Raw genomic sequence first — 26,983 nt, 5'->3', positions numbered from 1 at the left:
TACTCCTAACCAAATGTTTAGTTTTTTTATAGTATGGGTTAATCACCATATTAAGTTGTAGACCAGTTTTTCTCTATACTAAGTTTGGATGATTCGTTTCCTGTTTACTATGTTAATGTACCTTCTAATGACTTAGGCATATGATGAAATATAAGACATGGAAGGGAATGATTGATCTGGAACAACAAGGACTTGAAGCCCTTTATACGGGAATTGTCAGAGAACAATTACTTGTGGAAATTTACAATCGGTTGGCACCTGAAGCTCCTGATTTGATTCAAAAAAATAATATCCTTTATGCTATTGAATGTAAAAAGTCCAATTTGAATGAATTAGTAAATGTGTTTGCGGCGCTCACAGGAAAACAGCCCCATTACCAAAATGAAGTATTGTCTTTTGGTAGTTATGAAGAGGGATTGAGAATGGCTCATCAAGCAGAACTATTGGATTGCAATCGATATCAGCATGACTATTATCGCTGTAAGCAGCCACATGTACAACAGGTTTTGCTACAGACCTATTATCAGAAGTGTGAAGACGCAACACGAATAGGCTGGTTAAAAAAGCGGTTACCGATAAAATTAAAGGACTATGGCGGACAGCCGTTTGTTGTAAATATAGATGAAGCTGCCAAACAAAACAAGACGTACCGCACCGCTCTTTGGACAGGAGAAAAGCTACAAGTAACGTTGATGAGTATAGCAGTAGGGGATGACATTGGTTTAGAAGTACATCCGACAACCGATCAATTTATAAGGATCGAAGAGGGTCAAGGTGTTGTACAAATGGGGGATAGCCAAGATCAGTTAGATTATACGGCTGAAGTATATGATGACTTTGCGATTATGATACCTGCTGGCAAATGGCATAACTTAACGAATACTGGGAATAAACCAATTAAACTTTACGCTATTTATGCACCACCAGAGCATCCGTTTGGCACCGTTCATGAAACAAAAGCGATAGCGATTGCTTCAGAAGCCAGTGAGTAAGTGGGTTGGAATCTCTTTGTTTTATATGAAAAAAGCTAACCAAAAGGCTAGCTTTTTTTGTGGCTTTAATAGATTTGATTAGCCGATTCTCTTCTTGTTTTTCTTGCTTTTGGCACGTTTTTTAGAAGATAGAACCCCGTTTAAGATACTAATGAAACTCACTATGAATTCCCCCCATATAGAATCTCCGAAAAGAGAATATTCGGTGTATCCTCTCTTCTCCATATCTTATGCAGACTCGATTAAAGTGTTTGGACAAACTGTATCCATACATAAGCAAATAATAAAATACATATGCACCTAATGAAACATTGAAAAAAATTTTCTAAGGTTATGAATAAGTTTGTAAGTTAGTGGGATTCTAAGATTAGAAAAGAAAGGGAGGTGAATAGAATGGCTAAAAACAACAGCAACCAATTATCAGTACCTGGAGCTCAAGGAGCTCTTGATCAAATGAAGTACGAGATCGCTTCTGAGTTCGGTGTAAACCTTGGACCAGACACTACTTCACGTGCAAACGGATCTGTAGGTGGAGAAATCACTAAGCGTCTTGTAGCACAAGCTTTAGGCGGACAACGCTACTAATTTTCAAATCTTTTGCTATGGCTATCTGTTTTATGCAGATAGCTTTTTTTTATGAATTAAAAGTTAAACAACCGTTTAAACTATCTCTGTTGGAGGTGAATGTTTAGATGAATGAAGATAAACCGATCCATTATGATGGGAGTCTTTTAAACCATGAAGTTTTCAATGATGATTTGTCTCAAGAGGCTTTTCTTTTAACGGATGACATGAGGGCGAACATTGCTGGGAATCCTTATAATCATTCGTGATTGCAGTTCATTTAATGAAAGTCGTTGATTTCCGCTCCAGGTTGCTCGCTTTCCATGGGGCGAACGGTGAGCCCCTTGCCGCTTTGCGCCATTAAGGGTCTCCACCCGACCGCTCGTCCCATAGGAGTCTCGCACCTTGCGCTCCAAACAACTTTCTTAGAAGATAAAACATTTAAAAGCAATAAACATCGATAAGAAATCAACAAACTGAAAGGCTGTGTAGGATTACATGACAAAGGTATTATATATTACAGCGCATCCTCATGATGATCAGGTCTCTTACAGCATGGCTGTTGGGAAAGCATTTATTGATGAATACAAAAAAGTTAACCCTGATCATGAATTGATTCACGTGGATTTGTATAAAGAGGACATCCCGCACATCGATCTTGATGTCTTTAGTGGATGGGGAAAACTGCAATCAGGTACAGGATTTGAGGAGCTGTCTTCTGAAGAGAAGACGAAAGTAGGAAGACTTTCAGAGCTTTGCGAGCAGTTTGTTGCTGCTGAAAAATATGTATTCGTAACGCCGATGTGGAATTTTTCATTTCCACCTGTTATGAAAGCGTACATCGATTCAGTAGCTGTAGCAGGCAAAACGTTCAAATATACAGAGCAAGGACCTGTTGGACTTTTAACCAACAAGAAAGCTTTACATATACAAGCTAGTGGCGGGATTTATTCAGAAGGGCCTGCAGCAGCAATGGAGATGGGGCACCGTTATTTAAGCGTGATCATGCAATTTTTTGGCGTACCATCGTTCGAAGCATTGTTTGTAGAAGGACACGCGGCGATGCCGGATAAAGCAAATGAAATTAAAGAAAATGCGATTGCTCGTGCTAAAGATTCTGCACATAGGTTTTAACAGTTAGAAACCTCCCAAAAAGAAAACTTGTAGACCTTGTCTGCAAGTTTTTTTATAATGAAAAATCCTTGTCTACCAAGTAAAAACAACATTTGTAAACAATTGTATGTAAAAAACTCCTTGCAATTTTGAATGCGTTTTCATAGAATAAAAAGCAACATCCATATTGACTGAATTTTTTTAATGTAAAAGGTAGTGATGTTTAATTAAAGGTACCTATGTTAATTCGTTGATTAAAAAGAGGAGGTTTTAAGTTGTCGCATCTAAACCTGAAAGAAGAAAGCCTGATTATTGAGCATGCTAGAGATGATTCATTTAAGAGTTATGGAAAAGTGATCACAGGCTATGATTTTACACGATTAATCAATACGATGAAGCAATCTACGGAAATTCCAGAGCATGAAAATGTATATGTTGCTTCAGAATCGATTCTAGAAGAGGATCCCGTAAAAACACAGATTGAGACTTACTTTTATGGTGAGATGCCTGCCCAGATTGGTTATTGCAATGGTCGTAATTCAACGTTAAATGGCCTTGAATATCACAAAGGAAGTGAGATCAACATAGCTGTGACTGACCTTGTCCTCCTTCTTGGGAAAGTCCAGGAAATCGAAAATAATTCATTTCATTCGAATAATGTAAGGGCTTTCTTTATTCCTGAGGGAACGGCAATTGAATTATACGAGACGACATTGCACTTTGCACCTTGTAAAGTTCAAGAATCAGGATTCAAATGCATTGTTATTTTACCAAAAGGTACGAATGAACCGTTAGAAGTTGCGCCAGCACAGCGTAAAAATAGTACTGATGAAGATCACTTGCTTTTTATGAAGAATAAATGGCTGATCGCACATCCAGAACGAAAACAGCTGATTGAAAAGGGAGCTTATCCTGGAATTGTCGGTGACAACATAGAAGTCTTGTTTTAACTATCACTATTAAAAAGGACAGGGGTGTTCGATATGTTTTCAGGCATTGGATTTACACTTTTATCATGTACATTTTTTATGGGGCAGGTCGCTTGGATCTCCTATTTAAAAACAAAGGGTGAAACAGAAGATTCTACGGGTTATTTTTTAGCAGGGCGAGGGTTGAATGGGACATTTATCGCCGGATCACTTCTTCTTACCAATCTTTCTGCTGAGCACTTGATCGGTTTGAATGGACAAGGGTATCGAACGAACATGTCCAACATGGCTTGGGAAGTAACGGCTGGCTTTGCCATTGTTATCATGGCTCTCTATCTATTACCGAAATATTTAGGAGGAGCTTTTACAACATTACCAGAATTCCTGAGCACGCGATTTGATGAAGGAGTTCGCCGCTATACTGTTTTATTATTTATGCTCGGCTATATTTTAGTTACGATTCCATCAACCCTTTACTCAGGGGCACTGACTATACTTAAACTCTTTGATGTGCCTGGCCTTTTAGGCATTTCCTATACGCAGTCGGTTTGGCTTCTAATTTGGGTGATAGGAATCATCGGTGCAGTATACGCAATCTTTGGTGGACTAAAAGCCGTTGCTGTATCGGATACGATTAATGGCATTGGACTTTTGATAGTCGGACTTTTAGTGCCTGCTCTTGGCTTCTTAGCACTTGGAGACGGGAACATGTTTGAGGGTATGAAGACGATAGCAACAAACAGTCCGGAAAAATTAAATGCGATTGGATCGAGTACCGACTCGGTTCCGTTTGGGACAATCTTTACGGGGATGATTTTTGCCAACTTGTTCTATTGGGGAACGAATCAGTACGTGATTCAACGTACGCTTGGAGCACAAAACTTAAAAGAAGGTCAAAAAGGTGTGCTTTATTCTGGTTTCTATAAGCTTGCGATTCCACTATTTATGATGATTCCTGGGATTATCGCTTTTCACCTTTATGGCGGAGGTTTGAACCCAGTTGACCTTGCTTATCCAACATTGGTAGCAGATGTTCTGCCAAAATACTTATCAGGTTTCTTCCTTGCTGTTTTGTTAGGTGCTGTATTCAGTACATTTAACTCGTTGCTTAATTCAGCAGCAACCATGTTCGCTCTTGATATCTATAAACCGCAATTCAATCCGAAAGCTACTGACGATCAGTTGATTCGTATGAGTAAATGGTTCGGTACAGTAATCGCACTTGTATCATTCTTTATCTCACCATTGTTGATGAACGCACCTGATGGTCTTTGGGATCTGATCAGACGTTTTACAGGGTTCTTTAATATTCCGATCATCACGATTGTTCTTGTTGGTATCTTTTCTAAACGAATTCCTGCACTTGCTGCAAAGGTAGTAATCATTTTTCATGTTATTACGTACTACTTGCTCGTTTGGGGCTTGGATCAGCTGTTTGGCATTCAAACCACCATTAACTTTATTCACATCTACGCGATTCTGTTCTTTGTAGAAGTTGGAATTATGATCGCTATAGGAAAATGGAAGCCTTTGCAAAAACCTTATGTGTATAAAGCGAATGCCCAAGTTGACATGGTACCATGGAAATACGCACTTCCCGTAACGTTTATCTTACTAAGTTTGCTTGTTAGTATGTATATCGTATTCTCTCCGATTGGGTTGGCTTATCAGGATTCGATCGTGTCAGGTTATTTCTGGCCAGCGATTGCAGGATTGGCAATTATAACCGGAATTCTAATCTACCTTTCGCTTAAGGTTTGGAATCGTAAGTATGCAGATTTCTTAAGTGAACAGCACAAAAAAGAAGTAAAAGAAGCAAGAAAGCTAGCATAATAAGGAGGTTCTTATGGCTCTTCAATTAAGTGATACGGCATTAAAATTACGTGAAATCGATAATGGTTTTGAAATAGAAGCTGATGGCAGACTTCTATTTCATCACTCGCTTCAGCAGCCCATGCTATATGTAGGATACGGTGAAGAAACAATCAACATGTACCGAGGAAATTTTGACATTCACGATTATGTAGTAGAGCGCATCGGGCTTCGTTATGTTGATGTTGTTAAAACAGAGAATGGTTTTCAACTTTCTTTCTCAAAATTTGAAGGTGGACCAACTGATCTTGAGATTCTTCTAACCGAAGAGAACGGAAAAGTTAAACTACATTTTACAAAGAGTTCATCAGAAATAAACCGTTTATGGATACGTGTACAAGCAGATGGAAACGAGAAAGTCTACGGTTGCGGTGAACAGCTCTCACTTTTTAACTTGCGTGGCAAAAACTTTCCGCTATGGACTTCGGAACCTGGTGTTGGAAGAAATAAAAACACGTACACAACATGGCAGGCGGATGTAAAGGATAAAGCAGGTGGTGACTACTACAACACGAACTATCCGCAACCAACCTTTATTTCTACTAAAAAATATTATTGCCATGTTGAAACTACCGCTTATGCCGACTTTGACTTTCGAAATGAGAAATATCATGAACTTCAAATATGGGATATTCCGAAATATGTACTCTTTGAAACGGCGGAAAGCTATGTGCAACTTGTTGAAAAGTTAACAGATGTGTTTGGCCGTCAGCCCGAATTACCAGATTGGACGTATAACGGAATCTGGCTTGGTTTACAAGGTGGAACCGACACTGTTCAAAAAAAGCTGGACTTAGCTCTCGAAAAAGGAATAAAAGTCGGAGGCGTTTGGTGTCAGGACTGGCAAGGTAAACGCATTACTTCATTCGGTAAGAGATTGATGTGGAACTGGCGTTGGAACAGTGACGAGTATCCAAATCTTGATCAAAAGATTGAGGAATGGAAAGCAAAAGGCATCCGCTTCCTGGGCTATATTAATCCTTACGTTGCTGTTGAAGGCGATCTCTACAAAACCGCGGCAGAGAAAGGATACCTTGCATTAAATGAAAAAGGGGACATCTACCTCGTTGACTTTGGAGAGTTCAACTGCGGAGTCGTAGATTTTACAAATCCTGAAGCTTGTACGTGGTACAAATTAGTGATTAAAGAAAACATGATTGATTTTGGTCTTGACGGTTGGATGGCTGATTTTGGTGAATACTTACCAACAGATGTTCAACTCTATAACGGTGAATCGGCTAAAATCATGCATAATGCATGGCCGGCACTATGGGCGAAAATAAATTATGAAGCAGTGAGTGAAGCTGGAAAATTAGGTGAAGTCACATACTTCATGAGAGCCGGTTATACGGAAATACAGAAATATTGCCCGTTATTATGGGGTGGAGATCAAAGTGTGAATTGGTCGCTAGATGATGGATTAGCTTCTGTTATACCTGCTGCTCTCTCAGCTGGTATGACGGGCTGTGGGTTACACCATAGTGATATTGGAGGCTACACAAGTCTTCACGGCAACAAACGAAGCAAAGAGCTGCTTCTTCGTTGGTTAGATATGGCGGCTTTTACTCCAGTGATGCGTACACATGAAGGAAATCGTCCTGATGATTGTTTCCAATTTGATGGAGATGAAGAAACGCTGCAGCATTTTGCTCGAATGACAAATCTTTATGTAAAACTTGCACCGTATACGAAAGACATCGTAAAGGAGAATGCTGAAAAAGGAATTCCAGTACAGCGTCCTTTGTTCATGCACTATGAGAAAGACGAAGCAGCTTACGACATTCAATATCAATATTTATACGGAAGAGATCTTCTAGTGGCACCGGTTTATGAAGAAGCTGCAACCCATTGGAACGTCTACTTACCTGAGGATGAGTGGGTGCATGTTTGGTCAGGAAAAGAATATCGTGGCGGATATACGGAAGTTGAAGCACCAATCGGACAGCCGCCTGTATTTTACAGAAAGAATTCTCCGTACAAGGAATTGTTTGAATCCTTAACGAACTAGAATAATAGAGGGGACAGGTGTAGGTTTGTCCCCTTATTCTTTTAAGCTTTTGAAAACTTTTATAAATATTAAGGTAGTAATATATTTTAAAAGGTAGTAACCTTTTGTTATACTTATTTTTAGAAAGCTCTTTTATAAAGATTGTTGCTTTTGGCTTTATCTATTCTCATCATTTGCAAGTTGATTGGAGCGCAAGGTGCGAGACTCCTACGGGACGAGCGGTCAGTCTGAAAAGGGGAAGTGGCTCGTTCAGACCCGACCAGCAAAAGTTGAATGGGCATTTGGAGGCGCAATTTGCCTTCTTGACCGTTAAACTTTTGACATCGAGGGGCTAGCCACTGCAACTAGACAGGTGGAGACTCCTAAGGGCGCAAAGCGGCAGGAGGCTCACCGCACGCCCCGTGGAAAGCGAGCTACCTGGAGCGGAAATCAACTACTTTCAGATAGCAACAAGATATACGAAAACAGCTTTAAAGATAGAACAATATGAAGGATGTGGACAACTATGCAAACGCCATCAATCGTATATATCCCAATTGGCAGAAAGACATTTGATCTAGAAGCTGGTGAGCAATACCGTAAGCAAAGCTCTGAATGGCTCAACAAGACGTACCACACAGTGTATGAACCAGAAGAAATTCTTACGTCTGTGGAAGATCTACAGCAATTCCTTGAAACCCTAGCAAATAAGAACATTGATTCCATCATCTATCAAAGTGTTACGTTTGCAGATGGAGAATTTATCGCGAAGGTCCTTCAATATCGAAACGAACCTGTTGTTGTATGGTCTGTAAGAGAACCAAGTGTAGGCGGGAGGCTGCGACTTAATTCTCTAACTGGAGGAAACAGTACGAGTAATGTTCTCATGCATCAACGTCATCCTTTTACATTCGTACTTGGTAACCCGGACGAAGAACAGCTTCAAAAGCAGCTTTCACGCCAAATCAGAGTGAATGTTCTGGTGAACAAGCTGAAGCAGCTAAAAATTGGAGTGATCGGAGAACATCCACCAGGTTTCTTTTTCTCAGATACAGATGAAGAGCTTCTTCAGCAAAAACTTGGAGTAACCCTTAAAAAGATGGATCTGTTAAAAGCGTTTCAAGAATGTGTAGAGCTGCCAGAGGAAGAATGGACAGGTGCTATAGATAGAGCTGAACAGCAAGTCATTGGATTAAATCGATCTGATGAAACGGTAAAGAAGTTTGCGCAGTTTTCCACGTATGTGAAAAAGTACATCGAACAAGAAGATATTGCAGCACTCGCTGTAAGATGCTGGCCAGAATTTTTCAATGAATTAGGAGCAGCTGCGTGTTCGACTCTATCTCAGTTTACCGAAGATGGTGTGGTATCTTCCTGTGAGTCAGATATTCACGGTGCGGTTTCGATGTTCATTCTACAAGAATTAAGTGGAGGAAACGCTCCGTATCTCGGGGATCTTGTTCATGTGAACGAACCAAATAATTCAGTTGTTTTCTGGCATTGCGGAGCAGGTGCTTATTCGCTCGCAAGTCCGTCAACTGGCGCACAATCAGGCGTACATCCTAACCGTAAAATGGGCTTTACGATGGACTTTGGATTAAAAGCTGGCGAAGTTACGATCTTTAGACTCGGGTATACGCCTGATGGATATCGCCTTCTTGTGATGAAAGGTGAAGCGCTGGATGTTCCGCAGCCGTTTTCAGGTACATCTGTTGAAGTGAGATTAAACGGAAATGTTTCAGAAACGGTAAGTGCACTTATGGAGAGCGGCTATGAACCTCACTTTGCTGTCGTGTATGCAGATGTAGCTGATGATCTATTACAGCTAGGTAAGCAGCTCAATATTCCTACTGAGGTGTACGTATAGGAAGGGAGCGAACTTAGATGGCAAAGAGAGTAGCAATTGGGCAGGCTGGGGGTCCAACAGCCGTCATCAATGCCAGTTTAGTAGGTTTTGTAGAAACGCTCCAACAAGAAGTAGAGTTATTCGGCGTTTATAACGGTTATCAAGGTTTATATGAAAACGACATCGAAAAGCTTGATGCTGAACTTTTAGGATGGATTAAATCACATAAATTTGTCAACGGTGCATGCCTTGGTTCAGGACGTTATGAATTTACAACTGAAAAAATCCAAAAATCACTTTTGCATCTAAAAAAGCATAAAATTGATACGCTTGTTTTTATTGGCGGCAATGGTACGATGGCTGCTCTTCATAAGCTGGCTGAGGAAGCGTGTCACATTCACTATGATCTTCAAGTCATCGGCATACCGAAGACGGTTGATAATGATCTAGCTGAAACGGACCATGCGCCTGGCTTTGGAAGTGCAGCGCGTTATGTAGCAACAGCCGTCAGAGATATTAATAGAGATCTATGTGCGATGCAGAATTTTGAGCAAGTGAGAATATTAGAAACGATGGGGCGTAACTCAGGATGGCTTGCTGCAGCAAGTGGTCTATTGCGAAATGGGGAAGATGATGGGCCACATATTCTTTATGTTCCGGAACGCATCATTGAACCAGAACATTTTTTAGCAAATGTTAGTGAAGCTGTCCGATCTTTTGGCTTTGCAACGATTGTTGTTGCCGAAGGGTGTAAAATTAATATCTTTTCAGATCAGGTCGAGAAAGCGAATGTTCAAGGCAGGACGATTCTAGGTGGCATTTCTGGCGTGCTTGAGAAAATGGTCAAAACAGAACTGGGTGTGATGGCGAGAGCTGAGATTCTTGGTATGAATCAGCGTAGCTCATCAGCTGTTATTTCTAAGCAAGATCAAGTGGAAGCTTATGAAGTGGGACGAGAAGCTGCAAGACTTGTATTACATGGTGAGACGGGGAGTATGGTTACCATACAACGATCGGCAAATATAGATTATACTTTTAGTATGAATAGCTGTCCTCTGCAAGTTGTTGCGCAGGGCGGGGAAAGTTTCCTGCCTGATGCATTTATTGATGACCCGGAAGCCTATTACAAATGGCTCCGACCTCTCGCAGGGGAAGATCTACAGCCTTATCCCACTGTGAGAAAGAGGAGATTATTATATGAAAAGCAATAATACAGCACTTTATCTGCAAGTAAAAGATCATTTGATTGAGAAGATACAACAGCAAATTTGGCGTCCGAACCAACTTATTCCAACTGAACAAGAGCTTATGAAGCAATTTGGTGTGAGCCGCACGACCATTCGTCAAGCGATCAATATGCTTGTAGCTGACGGTCTTTTAGAAAAACAACAAGGTAAAGGAACGGTTGTAAAGCCACAACAACTTGTTGGCTCATTAAAAAGGTTAAAAGGATTTGCAGAAGAAGTGATGGAGAAAGGACAAGTTCCTCACTCGAAAGTTCTCCGTGCAGAATTTATTGATACGCTTTTCTTTGAAAAAACAAAGCTTGGATTAAATGAAGATGAAAAAGTCCTAATCATTGAACGCATCCGATTTGCAGATGATGTCCCAATCGCATTAGAGCGATCATGTTGGCCAGAAGCGATCGGAAAGTTACTGATGAAACACGATCTAGATACTGCTAAATTTTATTCTATCCTTGAAGAAGACAATATTTTGTTAAAGCGTGCAGATGAAAAAATTTCTGCTATAAATTCTACGATATCTGAAGCAGATCTACTTGGAATTCGTGCAGGAGAAGCGCTTTTGGAGATGACTAGACTGAGTTATGGACTCAACGACAAGCCGATCGAGTATACAAAAACAAGATATAGAAGTGACCAATACCATTATGACATTGAACTAAGACGTTAATTTAAAACATTCGGAGGTATTTCAATGGGATATATATCAGGAAAAGAACTGTTAACACAAGCTTACGAGAATCAATATGCTGTTGGGGCATTTAGTGCACATAACGCAGAAACCATTCTTGCGATTTTAGAAGCTGCTGAACAAGAACAAGCACCAATCATGATTCAAGTTGGTCAAAAAGTGATCAACACGATCGGGCTTGAACCGATGAAGGCAATGATTGATGTATTCATGAAAAACATATCTGTTCCTGTCTGTATCCATCTGGATCACAGCAGAGAATATGAACAAACAATGAAAGCCATCCAGCTTGGTTTTCAATCCGTTATGTTTGATGGCTCTGCTCTTTCGTTCGAAGAGAATACGTTTATAACGAGAAAAGTAGTTGACGCTTCACGTGCGCTAGGCATAGGTTCTGAAGGTGAGATCGGTAAGATTGGCGGAACAGAAGATGACATAACGGTTGCTGAAGAAGACGCAATGATTACAGCAACAGAAGAAGCTGTAGCATTTGTGGAAGCGACGGATGTAGATTATCTTGCTGTCTCAATCGGCACAGCACACGGTATCTATAAAAATCCTCCAAAACTGGCATTTGAAAGATTAAAAGAAATCTCAGCAGCAGTTAACCGTCCAATCGTTCTTCACGGTGGTTCTGATGTGCCGGATGAGCAGATTACAAAAGCAATTTCGTTAGGTATTGCAAAAATCAATGTGGATACAGAACTTAGACAATCATTCACAAAAGGAATGCAGCAAGTTTTTGAAGAAAATCCTGAAGAATTTCATCTAGCTGTTTCCCTTGGCAGAGGCCGTGAAGTTATGCAGAAAAAAGTTCAAGAGAAAATTCGTCTATTCGGAAGTGCAGGAAAAGCAAGTGAATTCACAACGCGTGAAAAGGTCGTAACGTTATAAAATAGGGAGTGATGATTTGTGGCGGTAAATACAACGTATCAAACGTACGGACTATGGCTTAACGGTGTTTGGAAAGAAAAATCGGAAGTCTTGGAAGTTCTCAATAAATATACGCATAATGTGGAAGCTACAATTGCGCGCGCTGAAAAAAAGGATGTAGATGAAGCGGTAGAAGGAGCCAAAGAAGCATATAAAGAAACCTTCTCGTCATACGACCGTTATGTTGTGCTGACCAATGCAGCACGAATATTATTGGAGAAAAAAGAAGAGTTTGCTAGAGTGTTAGTTGCTGAAGTAGGTAAGCCGATCCGTGATTCAAGAATAGAAGTAGAACGAGCTGCACAAACACTTGAAATCTCAGCTGAAGAAGCAAAGCGTATTCACGGTGAAGGTGTGCCTGTAGAATCAGCACCTGGCTCTGAAAATCGAATGGCGTTTACATTGCGAGTACCAGTTGGTGTTATTGCGGCAATTACACCATTTAATGTACCATTGAACCTTGTTTGTCATAAGATTGGTCCAGCTCTTGCAGCAGGAAATGCGGTCGTGCTAAAGCCAGCTGAAGTTACTCCATTGTGTGCTCTTATGTTAGCAAAAGTCTTTCAAGAAGCTGGCTTACCTGATGGAAGGCTCCAAGTTATTACAGGTGATGGTGCAGAAGTAGGGAGATGGCTGCTAGAAAATCAAGACGTTAAGATGTTTACTTTTACCGGAAGTCCAAGAGTTGGTGAAATCATTAGGTCAAAGGCAGGACTTCGTAAAGTGTCACTTGAGTTAGGAAACAACTCAGCAACGATCGTTCACAAAGATGCTGATCTTGATAAGGCTGCCGCACTCATCGCGAACAAAAGTTTTAATAATGCAGGTCAAGTATGTATTTCGGTTCAGCGTGTATTTGTTCATCAAGATGTGAAATCGCCGTTTATCCAACTATTAAAAGATAAAACAGAACAGCTGCAATCTGGTGATCCACTGGATGAAACAACCGATATCGGCCCAATGATCCGACAGGCTGAAGCAGAGCGTGTTGAAGAGTGGGTGAATGAAGCAGTGGCTGACGGAGCATCTCTTGTAACGGGTGGTAGACGTAATGGAGCGTTTTACGAGCCAACTATATTATCAGAAGTTAAAAGTGAAATGAAAGTTTGCAAACAAGAAGTGTTTGGTCCTGTTGTTGGGATAGACACATATGCTACGATAGACGAAGTGATCGATCAAGTGAATGACTCGGAGTATGGATTGCAAGCAGGTCTGTTCACAAACGATCTTGCTTTCGCTATGAAAGCGGCGAAAGAGATTGAAGTGGGCGGTCTTATTGTAAACGATGCTTCAGCCTATCGAGTGGATCACATGCCATACGGTGGCGTAAAGAAAAGCGGGACAGGAAAAGAAGGTCCACGCTATGCGATTGAAGAGATGACTGAAGAACGAATCATTGTTTTGAATTTGTAGCGAGAAAAAGTGCTGATCTCTCTTGGTCAGCCTTTTTCCGTTGTAGTTAACAGAGAGAAGGGGTAAGACATGATAGAGTTGCTGAGCATCATTCTTCCGGTATTTGCGATCTTTGGTATCGGATTTATCGGTCAAAAAACGATAGGTTTCGAAACACAAACACTTTCTAAGATGGCACTTTATCTGATGTCTCCTTTTTTAGTATTTCGTACGTTTTATGAAACTACTTTTACGAAAACGTATGGATATATGCTCATCTATACGCTCATTCTATGTTTTACGTTAATCGGTCTTGTGTATGTGATCAGTTATTTTAAAAGATACAATGTAAGGGAAACATGCGGAGTCATTTTGGCTTCTGCTTTCATGAATAACGGGAACTATGGAACACCAGTCGCCCTATTCGCGTTTGGTGCCGCTGGTTTAGATTATGCGGTTGTTCTTATGGTTATCCAGCAGTTAGTCATGTGTACAGTGGGGGTCTATTATGCCGCAAAAGGCAGTCCGGAGAACGATGGGATCTCTTCAGCATTAAGAGCGGTGCGGCGTATGCCGATCGTATACGGAGCGATAGCGGGTGTAGTCTTTCAACAGTTACACATACCGATAAAAGGTTCTGTGTCTGAAGCTCTTGATCTTGTGGCGAACTCTGCGATCCCGACCATCATGATCATACTCGGTATGCAGCTAGCGAAGATATCATTGCGCCATGTACAAGTCGAGAAGTTAACATATTCGTTGCTACTAAAATTAGCGGTATCACCTCTGATTGCATTTTGTATCACGTTGATTCTTCCTGTAGATGATATGCTCGCATCGATTATGATTCTTATGGCCGCGATGCCATCAGCGGCAAACACGACAATGTATGCGTTACAGTTTGGAACAGAGCCCGATTTTGTATCGAGTGCAACGTTAGTGAGTACACTTTTTTCACTGATTACTCTGCCAATGTTGCTCGCGATTTTATTGTAAAAAAACTCACAGATTAGTGAGTTTTTTTCTTTTATCTGTTACTCAATTATCTCATCAGCAATCAATTCCTGACATGGCTTTTACCCTTCGAATCATACTCCGTGAATTACCTGGTACTTACAACAAAAAACGTTCTGTGTGCATCATAGTGAAAGGAAAAGCATCATCAACGAGCTTCACGTATTGTTCATTTTTTTGAAGTGGTGCGAGCTTCCTTTTTCCATAATGGCATCCCTTTGTTTTGCAGCAACTTATACAGAGTGATATAGGTGAATGGAAACAAGAAGGATAGCAAAGTAAAAAAGATGAATCGCCAAGAAAGAATACGGTTTAATAATTCATGTGTTTCAAACATCTCTTATCTTAATCCTCCTGCTGAACTAATTGTCGTATTGATTTGTGTATTTATCTTCACTTGGCTGAAATGATTTTCACCTGTTTCCCAGTCATTTCTTAGTTTTAACCATTCTTTATGATGATGCTTTTCCAAGTAGACACCAAGACCTAGAACATCGGTTTTATATTGGTTTTGAAGTTTATTAATAAATCGCTCTGTTTTTATTGCCAATTGTTTCTCTACCTCTTTTTTTACACGATCTGCTGAAGTGGTACGAGTGTCCATCTGTTTATTGACTTCTTGTATCTCTCCCTCTAGGGAGACAGTAATTTTAAATGTAAGCTGCCCGTTATTTGTTGACTGAAGTTTAATTTTGCTTTTTGATTTATCAACCTTATAGATATAAAGGTTATCCTTAAGTTCAATCAGAAGCATACCTTTTTGGAATTCACCGTTTAGTATGTTTAACGCCTCAGTATCTTTTTCGTTTAGAACATGCGTTAATCTGCTCGATTCTCCTTTTATGATGGCTGCCCCGCCAAGCTTAATCTCATCTGTGCTTTTATAATGCAAGACAGGTAATACGAATGAACGATGAGCTAAAAGATCTTCTTGCAGATCGCCTAGACGCTTTATACTTGCAGTACGTGAATGATTCTGTACATTCGCCGACAGCGTATCAATATAGAGTGAAGGCAGTTTTTCGTTGTTTTCAACATTAAGAAATTGCTTTGTATCCCCTTTTGTAATAAAGACACGAACACTTCGTCTAATATCTTCATGTCTAACAAAAAAGTCTAACAACCGCTCCATTCTTTGGGGTTGTTTGGCCACCTTATCCGAAACCAAAATAATCTGGTTGTGTGCAAAATAGAGTTCTTTGTTTGAGATTTGAGCAATTTTTGAAATCTGTTCTGATATATCGTGACCTTTTTCCTCGAAATTCTGGTATGCTTTACCGTTTGTTACTTCAGGTTTTAGAGACCTTGGAACAGCCACTTGAAACGTACCGTTCATCACCGGCAGACTAGTAGCGTCTTCGTTTTTTCCTTGGTCAATTCCAACTCCGATCACAAAAGCCTTCTTCTCAATCTCTCGTGCTCCGCATCCTTGCAGTAAGAAAGAAAGGAGGAGGATCGATACGACATAACAACGTTTTATCATTTTTTCACTCCTCGAATCTTAGCGATTATATAAAGAGGGACCGGCACGATTGCAGTTAATGCTAAGCTCAGTCTTCCTATGAAAGTTCCCATTGCCTCCATTTCTTCCATACCGATTGGAACCATCGAAACAAAGAAAATAATAGGAGCAAGGATCACGATAAGTGTCTCTTTCTTAGTTTTTTTAAAGAGAGATTCTAAGACAATGAGTGAAGAATCCATAGACATCGATGTTGTATTGAAGATGGTCATGATCCATATCGTAAAATAGACAGATTCAAATCTTTCAAAAAAACCGCCAGGAAGCTCTATTTCCTTACCTAGTTCAATCGTTGGGTTCTCTAAAAAATCAGTACCTAGGTTTGAGAAGACAGCGACACACGAAACAAAGACCATCGCATAGATGATAATAGAGATAAAAACTCCTTTTACTGCAGCAGACGATGCTTTCTCAGGTTCATTAACGAGGTAAGAGTAGCTTATGATAATGGAGATACCCGTAAATGAAAAGAAAATATTGATCATCCCTGAGCCATATCCTTTTAAATCTGTTGTAAGTAAGGGATAAAAGTTATCAAAATGCATGATTCTTATATTTAAAACGACTAATAATAGAGAAACGATTAATACCACAGGTAAAAACATTGAATTAATACGAATGAGTGCTGTACGTGAACCAAAGAGCGCATAGAGTGTGACAAGCAGAAAGAGTAGACTTAAGATATCGGAACTAGTGTTTGGTAGCAGATATTTTTTCGTGATCTCGGCGATTGCACGTATTTCATATGCGGCTAATAAAGCAAAAAAAGATCCATAAACAATGATTAAGAGAAAGGCGATCGGCTTTGGAATGATAGAGAGTAATATTTCATAGATTCCTTTCCTTGGATACATTCGTACAAATTGACCCATGATCCAGACGATAGCTAGAACGAGGCCTCCCATCAGTAGAATACTTATCATACCGTCGATGCCGTTTGTTACGGTTGTGATATAGCGAGGCAGATTAAAGATACCAACACCAATTACCATGGAAGCTACGGCATACATTAACTCTTTAGCACTGATGGAACGATCGGTGTATTTAACTTTGCTCACAGTTTATTCCTCTTTCTCTGAACGGACTTCATCTACAGGATCTAAAAAAACAGGCCGCTTTTTAATAAAAGCAATCGGTAAACGGACGAATAGCTCTTTCCAGTCGTTGATAAATATTGGAGCAAGAGGAGCAGCGTAAGGTATACCTAGACTGGTCAGATTAACAATGTGTATGACGAGTACAATAAAAGCTAGTGATATTCCATATAGCCCCATCATTCCTGCAGCAAAGATAAAGCTGAACAAGAGAATTCTATAGGTCACACCCATGCTATAGACCGGTAATGTGAAGGAAGCGATCGCTGTAATGGCGATTACGATGACCATTACGGTACTAACGATCCCAGCTTGAACAGCCGCCTCTCCAATAACAATTCCTCCCACAATACCAATTGTTTGTCCGATGGGCTTCGGAAGGCGCAGTCCTGCTTCACGAAGAAGCTCCATCGTGATCGCCATCATAAGAGCTTCAATAAATGCTGGGAAAGGAACACCCTCACGTGAAGCTGCGATTGAAAAAGCAAGACGCGAAGGAATTAAGCCTTGATGAAAAGAAACTAGAGCTATATAAAAGGACGGTAGGAATAATGAGATAAAAACAGCGAATGCACGCAACATGCGCAGCAATGAGCCGATGTGCCACCTTTCATAATAATCTTCAGGTGACTGAACCGTATCCAGAATCGAAATGGGAGCGATGAGTGCGTTTGCTGTTTGATCAGGAATGATCGCTAGCCTTCCTTGCAATAGTGAGAGTGAAACTTTATCAGGACGCTCCGTGCTAATAAATTGCGGAAAAGGAGACATAAAGTTGTCTTCTATCGATTGCTCAATAATTCCTGAATCAATTGGAGCGTCAATGCTGATATGGTTTAAACGGTGTCTCGCTTCTTCTACAATGGCAGGATTAATCACATCGCCAATATATAACAAAGCTACTTTTTTCTTTCCTCGTTCACCGATCACAAAGGTCTCTACCTTTAAGTTCTCATCGGTAATCTGTTTGCGAATCATCGCGATATTGACACCGATCTCTTCTGTAAAGCTTAATTTTGGCCCCCGAATAAGAGATTCAGTTTGTGGTTCCTCGATTGCTCGAACTTTGCCGCCATACGTATCCACACTAAAGCATTCATTTATAGAATCCATTAAGATAATCGTTCTTCCGTTTAATAAATGATTGGTCACTTCATTCATTTTTGATATCTTTTCAGTTTGAGCGGTCAGATAGATATCACTATACATTTGCTCAAATAACGATGAATCCACAGGTGGTGCGTATTTTATATATTTGATTGATTTTAAAATGTTCTGCAGCTTATCCGAATCCACTAAATCTGCCATATACAGAATCGTTATAGGTATATTCCTAATCTCGTACTGTAGCATCTTTAAATCAGGGGTAGGACCGAGCGTAGTTTGAATCAGTTCCAGATTGCTCGAAAGACTGTTACATAATAATGGGGAGTGGTCTATATGTGGATTTCCTTCTCTTTTCAAAGCAACAGACCTCCCTCGTTTTTTACTAGGTATGTCCATAGAATGAGGGGTTTATTCTTTTAACAGGGGAGAAGAGAAAATATATAGGGACGTGCAAAAGAAAAGAGAAGCCCATATGCTTAAATGGAGCTTCTCTTTTTAAGCTTTTTTGTTATTTTAAGGCATCATTGAGAAGTTGATTGGAGTGAAGGGTGGAAGACTCCTGGGGGATCAGTGTGCCAGGTGAGCCACCTTATGGCGCAAAGCGTCAAGGTGGCTCACCCACGCCCCCCCCCCGGAAAGCGAGCACCTGAAAAGGAAATCAACCACTTGCAAGAACAACATTGACATTAAGAATAGATTAGTGGCCTTTAATTATTTCTAAATTTACATAAAAACAAAGAACAACTATTATAAATGCATATCCATTTATTTGGAATTCGTTCGCAGTTAGAAAGGAAATCAATCATGGACGTTGATCTTAATATATTATTGCAAGAAATTAAAATCTGCCGTGAGAAAATGTATGATCTTAAACCAAATTCCAATGATTTTTCAGATGCGGATCTCGTCAAACAGAGCCAAAAGCTCGACAAGCTAATCTATCTTTATCAAAAAAGGATAATGGATGAGCGATCTTTAAAATAATTATTTATTTAGTAAATACTTAACCTTCTCTTTAAATTCTTTCGCTTCTACGGACAGCTCTTTTGTTAAAGGATACAATGTCCAAAAGTCTTGGTAGATCAGATCAGGCTGAAGAAACGGAATAATCGCTAGTTTGCCGTTTTTTACATCAGCATTGTTTTTAAAAGTAAAGTTAAAAACAAAAGAAAAAGCATGTCCATCCAAGATAGCTGAACGCATGACTTCAATATTGTTGGAGGAGAATAAGATCTGTTCGTTCTTTACGTACCTATCGTTGAATGTTATACCGCCTTTTGAATTGTAGATTACTAGTTTCTCGTCACTTAATTCATCTGGGGTTAGGAAATCTTTGTAATACAATGATGATTTCTTACCTGCACAAACGCAAACATGTCCTGTATACAGTAAATCATAGTCTACTCCTTTTTCATGCTGCAGGTTAGAAACTTCATAATCTGTAAAAGGGCTTAAACCTATATCGATGTGTCCATTCTTCATCTCTTCTAATATATGATCTTGATCAATCTCTCGAATCATTACGTTTGTTTCAGGAAATTGCTCATGAAATAATAAGAAGGCATCATACACGATGTACATCAGTGCTGGTGCACATCCCACTTTTAATACATGTTTTTTAGCATGTTGTTTATCCGCCAACTCTTCATGAAGCTCCTGCATCTTCTTAAGAATCTCATAAGCTTTTGAGACGATAAATTTCCCATCAGAAGTGGGAATAGTACCTTGTCTTGATCGAGTAAAGATGGTAACTCCGAACTCTTTTTCAAGTTGTGTAATAGATTGCGAGATTGCTGAAGGAGATAGATGTAGTTTATCTGCTGCCTTTGTGATGGAACTTTCTTTAGCTACTTCTACAATATATTTCATCTGTTCTAAGTTCATTGATTATCTCCTTTATTTAAGTTCTATTTAACAAAGTTGATTTTATTTCATTTTATCTTAAATGATGATGAAGTTGCTAGGGTATAAGACATTTAGGTGTAAAGAAATTTAAAGGTGGACCTTCATTTTCTAGAGACTAAGAAAAAGATTTACAGGTAATTCATACTTATTACCGAATACTTGCATTGAAATAGATGCGATGTAATTGGTGTTTCTTAACAATAGTAAACCGATTGAAAAAAAAATAACTGACAGAGAGGGCAAGTATAAATGATTGAAACGAACCGACTCTTATTATTACCATTTACGTTTGAGCTTGCAGAAGCAACGATTATGAGTAAAGAGAATCTAACCAACGTACTGAACTACAATGTCTCCAAAGAGTGGCCAAGTCCGCAATATATGAAGTTGATTAAGATACAAAAAGACAAACTGCAGCAAAATCCTGAAGCTAGTGCATGGGGCAGGATAGCTATCCATAAGGAAACGCAAACTTTAATCGGAGAGATTGGGTGTAAAGCTTTACCCGATGAGAATGGGAAAGTTGAGATTGGATATGGGATGGTAAGTGAAGCACGTAATAAAGGTCTCGCTACAGAAATGGTCATAGGGTTCACAAAGTGGCTGATCTCACAACCAGATGTTAAAAATATCTCTGCAGAGTGTCTCGTAAGCAATATCGCTTCTGCAAAAGTATTAAAAAAATCAGGATTTAACATAGTAAAAGAGGGAGAAGATACGATTTATTGGCAAAAGGCATAAATTATTTACTTTGATAAGTAAAATAATGTTTTAAACCATCTCATTCGGGTATCCAAAGAGTGTTGTCCATATCTTGCCAAACGAAGTGAAACAGCATGTAATTCAATAGAAAGGGTAGATGCAGTATGAACCTTTCAAAGGGTGAATTGAATGGACACACTTTTTTAGCAAAACTCATTACTCAATATGCCCACATTCATAAAAAAGCGATTGGCCCCGCTGCGGAAAGATATATCGAGCAGCTTGGCCTGCGTACTGGTGAATGGATAGAGAGATTCTATGATGATCCATTGGATTGGACGGTTGATCAATACGTTCATGTTATTGTGGATATAAAAAATTCCATCGGCGGGCATTTTGAGATTGTCAGTGTAAAGCCTGACCATGTAATAGTTCGTGCAAAAGAGTGTCCTTTCGGGGAATTTGTTAAGGATGCACCGCACTTATGCAAAATGACATCCAGTGTACTTGGAGGAATAGCTGCACGAAAATTTGGTTACGGAAAAGTTGCTCTACGCCAAAGAATCGCCTTAGGAAGCCCAAATTGTGAAGTAGCTATTTACTTTCAACCTGATGAGCGAGAACAAGGAGATATCTATCAAGATCTTCCGACAACACCTGAGAACGGTGATCCTTTTTCATGGGAAGAAGAAACCATTAGTATGCTGAATAATGAGTTGAAAAAATGCGATGAGATGGTAGAATCGCTTCTACAAGAGTTAGAGGAATTAAAACGTGAGAACTCTTAAAAAATGATTAAAACAGACCCTATATCAGAGTCTGTTCTTTTTGTTTGTATGATCGGTTTTGTTTAATTTTCCATACCCAAAGTCAGCCAATGCCTGAAGCAGATTTCCTTTTAACGTGATCTCATCGAAATCTAAATTCAAACTTACGGATGTTTGTGCGATCTCAGGGCTTAAACCTGTTAGAGTTGTTTTGACGCCTAAGAGTTTCAGTGTTGAGACAAGTTGGAAGAGGCGGTGAGCAACCATTGTATCGATATAACTCACACCGGATAGATCGATAACTAGGGAAGTGATTTCATGATCTAAGCACTGTTGCAGCGTAGCTTCGAGCAGGAGCTTTGCACGGTTCGTATCAATATCACCGACGACCGGCAGAACGGCTACTCCAGGGAAAAGAGGAACAACAGGAACGGATAGTTCTTGAAGAGAGAGATGAAATTGTTTCGTCATTTCTCTGTAATTATTCACATAAGACTTACTGAAAGCTTGTACTGCGTAATCGATCATCGGATTGATCGTAGTTGAAATATGTAAAACCGACTCCAACGACATCGATTGTAGTGAACCTTCTTCTTTTATAAAATCCCATATAACTTCTCGATAGTATGATGTACTCTCAAGTGTCGTATCGAGCGGCTGGCCAGAATGAACGGCAAGCATGCCGATATGTTCACCCCACTCAAAAATCATTTTTCTAGAATCGGAAACCTTTCCAGAAACAGCTTCCCCAATTAAACGTATGAATGAGATAGATTGTTGAAGTTCCTCATATTCATTCAAAGGAGCGTTTTGTTGTAGTGAAACATAGGCGTTACTATTTTGTATGTTAGTTATGATCTTCTCTGCAATTTGAGGTGCATTTTCAGCAATTCTTGTACCGATTTCAATCTGATCTTGTTTCTGCTTCAAGTGAAGATCCATTTTGAACTCCTAATTATTTTAGACGTTAAATGTATTTTAACAAAAATAATTAATACATGTTTGAATTTACTGAAAAATTTTTAAAAAGGTAAAGCTTTTATATTGAGGGCAATAAGAGGGTACAAAAAAACAGGCCTCTTTTTCAAGAGTCCTGTTCATATATTGGGTTATTATGCTTTACGTACGTTAGTAGCTTGAGGTCCGCGTTGTCCTTGTTCAACTTCGAACGTTACGTCTTGACCTTCGTCTAAAGATTTGAAACCGTCAGCTTGGATAGCTGAGAAGTGTACGAATACATCGTCTCCACCTTCGCGCTCGATGAATCCGAAACCTTTTTCTGCGTTAAACCATTTAACCTTACCTTGTTCCATTTTTGTTGCCTCCTGTCGTGCCAATCCGCACAATAATACTATCTCTGCTCAAAAATATCAAGATAATAGGTTACCTGTACAATCGAACAAAAATAATTCCTATTTATCGTAACACTTTACTAACCAATAAACAAGTACAACAAGAAAAAGGAAAACATTAAAAATTAAGTAGGAACATGAAAAGCTGTTGGAACAAGGGATAGTATAGTAAAATGAATGAAAATTTGGTAATAATGATCTATTTAAAGGAATAATTAGTGATTATGAACTAAACTCTTTCTTTAATAGAAGATCAATTTTGTAAGTAGTTCTGGTTTTAACTTCCTTTTATTCGTGGTACATTGATAAAAATACTAAAACAAATGATGTGATGATATGCATGAAAGTAATGGAATCACTGATCGTTTTCATCGTCCGCTTCAGGACTTGCGGATTTCGGTAACCGATCAATGTAATTTTCGGTGTACCTATTGTATGCCGAAAGAAATTTTCGGACCAGAATACCCATTCTTAACTTCAACAGAGCTATTATCGTTCGATGAGATTGTACGGATTGCTTCACAATTTGCAAAAGCTGGCGTTGAGAAAATACGAATCACTGGCGGTGAACCTTTACTTCGAAAAAATCTGCCTGATTTATTGAAGCGTCTTCGAGCAATTGAAGGAATCCGAGATATTGCATTAACGACAAATGGTGTGCTTCTTCCGAAGATGGCTGTGTCATTAAAGAAAGCAGGAATGGATAGAGTAACGGTAAGCTTAGATACGCTTGATAATGATCTGTTCGGCTTTATAAACGGACGAGGTGTTGGGGTATCCCCTGTATTAAAAGGAATAGAAGCTGCACATCGAGCAGGACTTGCAGTCAAAATAAATATGATGGTCAAAAAGGGAATTAACGACAAAGAGATTCTCCCGATGGCTCGTTATTTTAAGAATTCACCGTATGTTTTGCGTTTTATTGAATATATGGATGTGGGGACTTCAAACGGTTGGAATTGGGATGATGTAGTATCAAAGAATGAAATCTTAAACTTGATTAATTCAGAGATGCCGTTAAAGCCGGTCGATCGAAAGTATTATGGAGAGGTAGCAAAACGTTACCAATATGCCGATGGTCAGGGAGAAATCGGTATTATATCTTCAATCAGTGATACGTTTTGTTCGACTTGTACGAGAGCAAGATTGTCCGCTGACGGAAAAGTATACACGTGTCTATTTACAGGGCGAGGAACTGATCTAAAAGAATTTGTACGAGACGGTGCCACTGACGAAGATCTGTATAACCGTATTGTTCAAATATGGCGGGATCGAACTGACCGTTATTCAGATGAAAGAAAAGAACAGAGAATGAGCGAAAGAAAAAAAATAGAAATGTCCTATATTGGAGGCTGATGCGATCAGCCTCTTTTTCTTTGCTACTTATTGCGAGTTGAAGTTTGTTAATAACTATTTTATAATAACTTACATAAAGTAATTTAGTTATGTGTAACGTAAATAATTTCGCTATTAAATAGGAAAGAAGGAAGAAAGATGACGCCTATTCATAAAGATACTCAAATCGGAAGTGTGTCTTTAAAAGTAAGGAATTTGGAGAACCTTGTGACCTTTTACACAGAAACGATCGGTCTACAGATTTTAACAAAACGAAAATCTAGCGTGGAATTAACGGCAGATGGCAAAACGCCACTTATCATTCTAGAAGGTAATCCAGAGCTTCGTCATAGACCAATAAAAAGTGCAGGTTTATATCACTTGGCTTTGCTTGTTCCTACTAGAAAAGATCTTGCGAATACTCTTCATCACTTAATGGAGACAAAGGCGCCTCTAATAGGAGCATCTCACCATAAATTCAGTGAAGCCATCTATCTGCAAGATCCTGAGAATAATGGAATTGAAATTTACAGAGATGTCGATCGGAAAGATTGGGTGCGGGATGAAAGAGGAAAATTACCAGCCGTCAGCGAACCTTTAGATGTACAAAGTCTTTTAGCAGAACGAGAACCAAAATCTTTCAGTCGCCTCCCTGAAAATACGGTGATGGGTCATATACATCTGAATGTAGTGAATATAGCTGAGGCTGAAAATTTTTACAGAAACGTATTGGGTTTTGAAGAACAGACGAGGATCGGGAACCACGCCTTATTCATTTCCGCAGGAGGGTATCATCATCATATCGCCGTTAATATTTGGAACGGATCCGATTCATTATCTAACCGAGAGGACGTTACAGGTCTTCTCCGGTATGAGATCATCGTTCCATCAAAGTTAGAAGTTGAAAAAGTTTTAAATGCTCTAGATCGGGAGCAAGTTCCATATGATATAGAATTGGAAAACATTTTGTTAAAAGACCCTTCAGGTAACGGAGTCATGATTAGAGCCAAACAACGCTAACGTTTACAAACTCTCAGAATCAGGAATATTAAAAGTAAGAAAAAGTGGCAAAGAGGGGGGTTTTATGAAAAGAAGCACATTGGTGAAAATCACAGTAATCGTATTGCTAGTCATGTTTCTATTTGCTCTCAACCACTTTGTCTTTAAAATAACCCCCATATCTTTGCGAGATTGGGTATTATCTTTTGGGATGGTCGCTCCAATCGTCTATATTATCGTAAATGTCATTCGTCCCTTTACTTTATTTCCTATCTCGGTTCTTTCTTTAGCAGGTGGTTTAGCATTCGGGGTAGTATGGGGAACGGTTTATACAGTATTCTCAGCTACGATTGGTGCTATATTATCCTTTTACATCGCCAAGCATCTTGGGGCGAAATGGATAAAACAGAAACCTGATTCTCCTTCAAGAATTGCAAAATGGCAGAATCAATTGAAGGAAAAAGGATTTGTTTATATCTTCCTTTTAAGAATCATCCCAGTGTTGAATTTTGATGTTGTGAGTTATGTTGCTGGGATCTCTAAGCTTAAACTCCGATCATATATACTAGCTACAATGCTTGGTGTTTTGCCTGGAACACTCGCCTACAACTTGTTAGGTGACAGTTTTATAAAAGGAAATGGAACGATCATTGCAGTGGCAGTTGGTTTAGCACTTTTCGTTGCTTGTATTCCTATTCTACTGAAAAACAAACCGGTGATGACCAGTCAAATTCACCAACATAAAGAAGATAATGCATAGCCTCACTCAACATATTTGAGTGAGGCTTTTTTGTGTTTTCTTTATGAGGTGAGCACAATACTTGTTCCTTGTTAATAATTATTATAAATTAGTATTGACTTCAAAAAAGAAGTGAGTATAATAAAGAATGTAAACGCATGATAATGATATTCATTATCATTTAAATAAAAGGAGTGGATTTAAGAATGGCAGAACGTATGGTAGGTAAACAAGCCCCTCGCTTTGAGATGGAAGCGATCATGCCGAACAAAGAAACAAAAAAAGTGAGTTTAGAAAAGAACATGGAAGAAGGAAAATGGACCGTTCTTTTCTTCTATCCAATGGATTTCACTTTCGTATGTCCGACTGAGATCACTGCATTGTCAGATAGATATAGTGAATTTGAAGACTTAGATGCAGAAGTAATCGGGGTTTCAACAGACACCGTTCATACGCATTTAGCATGGATCAACACGAGTCGTGAAGAGAACGGACTCGGTGAATTGAATTATCCTCTAGCAGCTGACACAAATCACCGTGTATCACGTGATTATGGAGTCCTGATCGAAGAAGAAGGCGTTGCACTAAGAGGGATGTTCATCATTAATCCTGAGGGTGAGATGATGTATCAAGTGGTTTTCCACAACAATATCGGCCGTGATGCTGATGAAACACTGCGTGTGCTTCAAGCGTTACAAACAGGCGGACTCTGTCCAGCAAACTGGAAGCCTGGGCAAAAGACACTTTAAGAATGCAGTTTTTGAAAGAAGTTGATTTCCGTTCCAGGTTGCTCGCTTTCCGCGGGACAGGAGGTGAGCCCCTTGCCGCTTCGCGCCTTTAAGGGTCACCTGACCGCTCGTCCCGCAGGAGTCTCGCACCTTGCA

At 39.5% G+C, this 26,983-nt stretch carries 26 protein-coding genes; 20 read left to right on the top strand and 6 right to left on the bottom strand.

What is annotated here, in order from left to right:
• The first annotated feature begins 140 nt into the window (after positions 1-140).
• The 13 genes from P4V41_RS02585 (at position 141) to P4V41_RS02525 (ending at position 14,559) form a co-directional block, all read left to right on the top strand.
• The gene (locus P4V41_RS02585; RefSeq protein WP_328083279.1) at positions 141-992 is read left to right on the top strand and encodes a cupin domain-containing protein; all 852 of its coding nucleotides are present in this window, start codon (positions 141-143) and stop codon (positions 990-992) included.
• Positions 993-1,385: 393 nt separating this feature from the next.
• Positions 1,386-1,577: an alpha/beta-type small acid-soluble spore protein gene (locus P4V41_RS02580; RefSeq protein WP_066397779.1), complete on the top strand. Its 192-nt coding sequence runs from the start codon at positions 1,386-1,388 to the stop codon at positions 1,575-1,577.
• A gap of 107 nt (positions 1,578-1,684) precedes the next feature.
• Complete coding sequence (locus P4V41_RS02575; protein ID WP_328083278.1) at positions 1,685-1,825, top strand: hypothetical protein; 141 nt, start codon at positions 1,685-1,687, stop codon at positions 1,823-1,825.
• Between the two features lie 229 nt (positions 1,826-2,054).
• Positions 2,055-2,690: an FMN-dependent NADH-azoreductase gene (locus P4V41_RS02570; RefSeq protein ID WP_328083277.1), complete on the top strand. Its 636-nt coding sequence runs from the start codon at positions 2,055-2,057 to the stop codon at positions 2,688-2,690.
• A 254-nt stretch (positions 2,691-2,944) separates the two neighbouring features.
• Positions 2,945-3,619 (top strand): DUF4867 family protein, encoded by a 675-nt coding sequence (locus P4V41_RS02565; RefSeq protein ID WP_328083276.1) that lies wholly within the window; start codon positions 2,945-2,947, stop codon positions 3,617-3,619.
• A gap of 33 nt (positions 3,620-3,652) precedes the next feature.
• A complete protein-coding gene (locus P4V41_RS02560; protein ID WP_328083275.1) occupies positions 3,653-5,431 on the top strand; it encodes a solute:sodium symporter family transporter in 1,779 nt (592 codons plus the stop codon).
• Positions 5,432-5,444: 13 nt separating this feature from the next.
• Positions 5,445-7,478, top strand: coding sequence for an alpha-glucosidase (locus tag P4V41_RS02555; protein ID WP_328083274.1), 2,034 nt, complete (start codon positions 5,445-5,447; stop codon positions 7,476-7,478).
• A gap of 505 nt (positions 7,479-7,983) precedes the next feature.
• Complete coding sequence (sftI, locus tag P4V41_RS02550; protein WP_328083273.1) at positions 7,984-9,324, top strand: sulfoquinovose isomerase; 1,341 nt, start codon at positions 7,984-7,986, stop codon at positions 9,322-9,324.
• A 17-nt stretch (positions 9,325-9,341) separates the two neighbouring features.
• The gene (locus P4V41_RS02545) at positions 9,342-10,514 is read left to right on the top strand and encodes a diphosphate--fructose-6-phosphate 1-phosphotransferase (protein WP_328083272.1); all 1,173 of its coding nucleotides are present in this window, start codon (positions 9,342-9,344) and stop codon (positions 10,512-10,514) included.
• Positions 10,501-11,217 carry a GntR family transcriptional regulator gene (locus P4V41_RS02540; protein ID WP_137791625.1) on the top strand — a complete coding sequence of 239 codons (717 nt, stop codon included), beginning with the start codon at positions 10,501-10,503 and terminating at the stop codon, positions 11,215-11,217. Before P4V41_RS02545 ends, P4V41_RS02540 begins: the two co-directional genes overlap by 14 nt.
• A 24-nt stretch (positions 11,218-11,241) precedes the next feature.
• Positions 11,242-12,132 carry a class II fructose-bisphosphate aldolase gene (locus P4V41_RS02535; protein WP_328083271.1) on the top strand — a complete coding sequence of 297 codons (891 nt, stop codon included), beginning with the start codon at positions 11,242-11,244 and terminating at the stop codon, positions 12,130-12,132.
• An 18-nt stretch (positions 12,133-12,150) separates the two neighbouring features.
• Entirely contained in the window at positions 12,151-13,584 is a 1,434-nt protein-coding gene (locus tag P4V41_RS02530; protein WP_328083270.1) for an aldehyde dehydrogenase family protein, read from the top strand.
• 72 nt (positions 13,585-13,656) lie between these two features.
• The gene (locus P4V41_RS02525; RefSeq protein ID WP_328083464.1) at positions 13,657-14,559 is read left to right on the top strand and encodes an AEC family transporter; all 903 of its coding nucleotides are present in this window, start codon (positions 13,657-13,659) and stop codon (positions 14,557-14,559) included.
• 358 nt (positions 14,560-14,917) lie between these two features.
• Here P4V41_RS02525 and P4V41_RS02520 read toward each other — a convergent pair whose 3' ends face one another.
• Genes P4V41_RS02520 through P4V41_RS02510 form a run of 3 tightly spaced genes read right to left on the bottom strand, consistent with a single transcriptional unit; the run spans position 14,918 to position 18,657 of the window.
• Positions 14,918-16,060, bottom strand: a complete 1,143-nt coding sequence (locus P4V41_RS02520; protein WP_328083269.1) for a Ger(x)C family spore germination protein — start codon at positions 16,058-16,060, stop codon at positions 14,918-14,920.
• Entirely contained in the window at positions 16,057-17,157 is a 1,101-nt protein-coding gene (locus tag P4V41_RS02515) for an endospore germination permease (RefSeq protein WP_328083268.1), read from the bottom strand. Before P4V41_RS02515 ends, P4V41_RS02520 begins: the two co-directional genes overlap by 4 nt.
• Before the next feature lie 3 nt (positions 17,158-17,160).
• The gene (locus P4V41_RS02510; RefSeq protein ID WP_328083267.1) at positions 17,161-18,657 is read right to left on the bottom strand and encodes a spore germination protein; all 1,497 of its coding nucleotides are present in this window, start codon (positions 18,655-18,657) and stop codon (positions 17,161-17,163) included.
• 447 nt (positions 18,658-19,104) lie between these two features.
• On the opposite strand from P4V41_RS02510, the gene P4V41_RS02505 reads away from it, so the two are divergent.
• Positions 19,105-19,284 carry an aspartyl-phosphate phosphatase Spo0E family protein gene (locus P4V41_RS02505; protein WP_328083266.1) on the top strand — a complete coding sequence of 60 codons (180 nt, stop codon included), beginning with the start codon at positions 19,105-19,107 and terminating at the stop codon, positions 19,282-19,284.
• On the opposite strand, the gene P4V41_RS02500 is transcribed toward P4V41_RS02505, so the two are convergent.
• Positions 19,285-20,184, bottom strand: a complete 900-nt coding sequence (locus tag P4V41_RS02500; RefSeq protein WP_328083265.1) for a LysR family transcriptional regulator — start codon at positions 20,182-20,184, stop codon at positions 19,285-19,287.
• A 270-nt stretch (positions 20,185-20,454) separates the two neighbouring features.
• Between P4V41_RS02500 and P4V41_RS02495 the strand changes: the two genes are divergently transcribed.
• The gene (locus tag P4V41_RS02495) at positions 20,455-20,946 is read left to right on the top strand and encodes a GNAT family N-acetyltransferase (RefSeq protein WP_328083264.1); all 492 of its coding nucleotides are present in this window, start codon (positions 20,455-20,457) and stop codon (positions 20,944-20,946) included.
• 125 nt (positions 20,947-21,071) lie between these two features.
• Positions 21,072-21,695 (top strand): methanogen output domain 1-containing protein, encoded by a 624-nt coding sequence (locus P4V41_RS02490; protein WP_328083263.1) that lies wholly within the window; start codon positions 21,072-21,074, stop codon positions 21,693-21,695.
• Positions 21,696-21,719: 24 nt separating this feature from the next.
• Here the strand turns inward: P4V41_RS02490 and P4V41_RS02485 are convergent, their stop codons facing one another.
• A complete protein-coding gene (locus P4V41_RS02485) occupies positions 21,720-22,616 on the bottom strand; it encodes an STAS domain-containing protein (RefSeq protein WP_328083262.1) in 897 nt (298 codons plus the stop codon).
• Positions 22,617-22,786: 170 nt separating this feature from the next.
• Positions 22,787-22,987: a cold-shock protein gene (locus P4V41_RS02480; protein ID WP_066397748.1), complete on the bottom strand. Its 201-nt coding sequence runs from the start codon at positions 22,985-22,987 to the stop codon at positions 22,787-22,789.
• Between the two features lie 375 nt (positions 22,988-23,362).
• Between P4V41_RS02480 and moaA the strand changes: the two genes are divergently transcribed.
• From moaA to P4V41_RS02460, 4 genes are all read left to right on the top strand, one after another.
• The gene (gene moaA / locus P4V41_RS02475; protein ID WP_328083261.1) at positions 23,363-24,382 is read left to right on the top strand and encodes a GTP 3',8-cyclase MoaA; all 1,020 of its coding nucleotides are present in this window, start codon (positions 23,363-23,365) and stop codon (positions 24,380-24,382) included.
• Positions 24,383-24,520: 138 nt separating this feature from the next.
• Positions 24,521-25,381, top strand: coding sequence for a VOC family protein (locus P4V41_RS02470; protein WP_328083260.1), 861 nt, complete (start codon positions 24,521-24,523; stop codon positions 25,379-25,381).
• A 64-nt stretch (positions 25,382-25,445) separates the two neighbouring features.
• The gene (locus P4V41_RS02465; RefSeq protein ID WP_328083259.1) at positions 25,446-26,120 is read left to right on the top strand and encodes a TVP38/TMEM64 family protein; all 675 of its coding nucleotides are present in this window, start codon (positions 25,446-25,448) and stop codon (positions 26,118-26,120) included.
• 185 nt (positions 26,121-26,305) lie between these two features.
• Positions 26,306-26,848, top strand: a complete 543-nt coding sequence (locus P4V41_RS02460) for a peroxiredoxin (protein ID WP_328083258.1) — start codon at positions 26,306-26,308, stop codon at positions 26,846-26,848.
• Positions 26,849-26,983: the final 135 nt, after the last annotated feature.

It is taken from the genome of Fictibacillus nanhaiensis (assembly GCF_036213205.1).
Classification (GTDB): domain Bacteria; phylum Bacillota; class Bacilli; order Bacillales; family Fictibacillaceae; genus Fictibacillus; species Fictibacillus nanhaiensis_E.
This window is presented reverse-complemented; position numbering and strand designations above follow the sequence as displayed.

Bases quoted from the DNA above. Each gene is read 5' to 3' on its own strand.
- P4V41_RS02585 (WP_328083279.1), top strand. From the start codon at position 141: ATGATGAAATATAAGACATGGAAGGGAATGATTGATCTGGAACAACAA.
- P4V41_RS02580 (WP_066397779.1), top strand. From the start codon at position 1,386: ATGGCTAAAAACAACAGCAACCAATTATCAGTACCTGGAGCTCAAGGA.
- P4V41_RS02575 (WP_328083278.1), top strand. From the start codon at position 1,685: ATGAATGAAGATAAACCGATCCATTATGATGGGAGTCTTTTAAACCAT.
- P4V41_RS02570 (WP_328083277.1), top strand. From the start codon at position 2,055: ATGACAAAGGTATTATATATTACAGCGCATCCTCATGATGATCAGGTC.
- P4V41_RS02560 (WP_328083275.1), top strand. From the start codon at position 3,653: ATGTTTTCAGGCATTGGATTTACACTTTTATCATGTACATTTTTTATG.
- P4V41_RS02555 (WP_328083274.1), top strand. From the start codon at position 5,445: ATGGCTCTTCAATTAAGTGATACGGCATTAAAATTACGTGAAATCGAT.
- sftI (WP_328083273.1), top strand. From the start codon at position 7,984: ATGCAAACGCCATCAATCGTATATATCCCAATTGGCAGAAAGACATTT.
- P4V41_RS02545 (WP_328083272.1), top strand. From the start codon at position 9,342: ATGGCAAAGAGAGTAGCAATTGGGCAGGCTGGGGGTCCAACAGCCGTC.
- P4V41_RS02540 (WP_137791625.1), top strand. From the start codon at position 10,501: ATGAAAAGCAATAATACAGCACTTTATCTGCAAGTAAAAGATCATTTG.
- P4V41_RS02535 (WP_328083271.1), top strand. From the start codon at position 11,242: ATGGGATATATATCAGGAAAAGAACTGTTAACACAAGCTTACGAGAAT.
- P4V41_RS02520 (WP_328083269.1), bottom strand. From the start codon at position 16,060: ATGATAAAACGTTGTTATGTCGTATCGATCCTCCTCCTTTCTTTCTTA.
- P4V41_RS02505 (WP_328083266.1), top strand. From the start codon at position 19,105: ATGGACGTTGATCTTAATATATTATTGCAAGAAATTAAAATCTGCCGT.
- P4V41_RS02500 (WP_328083265.1), bottom strand. From the start codon at position 20,184: ATGAACTTAGAACAGATGAAATATATTGTAGAAGTAGCTAAAGAAAGT.
- P4V41_RS02495 (WP_328083264.1), top strand. From the start codon at position 20,455: ATGATTGAAACGAACCGACTCTTATTATTACCATTTACGTTTGAGCTT.
- P4V41_RS02490 (WP_328083263.1), top strand. From the start codon at position 21,072: ATGAACCTTTCAAAGGGTGAATTGAATGGACACACTTTTTTAGCAAAA.
- P4V41_RS02485 (WP_328083262.1), bottom strand. From the start codon at position 22,616: ATGGATCTTCACTTGAAGCAGAAACAAGATCAGATTGAAATCGGTACA.
- P4V41_RS02480 (WP_066397748.1), bottom strand. From the start codon at position 22,987: ATGGAACAAGGTAAGGTTAAATGGTTTAACGCAGAAAAAGGTTTCGGA.
- moaA (WP_328083261.1), top strand. From the start codon at position 23,363: ATGCATGAAAGTAATGGAATCACTGATCGTTTTCATCGTCCGCTTCAG.
- P4V41_RS02470 (WP_328083260.1), top strand. From the start codon at position 24,521: ATGACGCCTATTCATAAAGATACTCAAATCGGAAGTGTGTCTTTAAAA.
- P4V41_RS02465 (WP_328083259.1), top strand. From the start codon at position 25,446: ATGAAAAGAAGCACATTGGTGAAAATCACAGTAATCGTATTGCTAGTC.
- P4V41_RS02460 (WP_328083258.1), top strand. From the start codon at position 26,306: ATGGCAGAACGTATGGTAGGTAAACAAGCCCCTCGCTTTGAGATGGAA.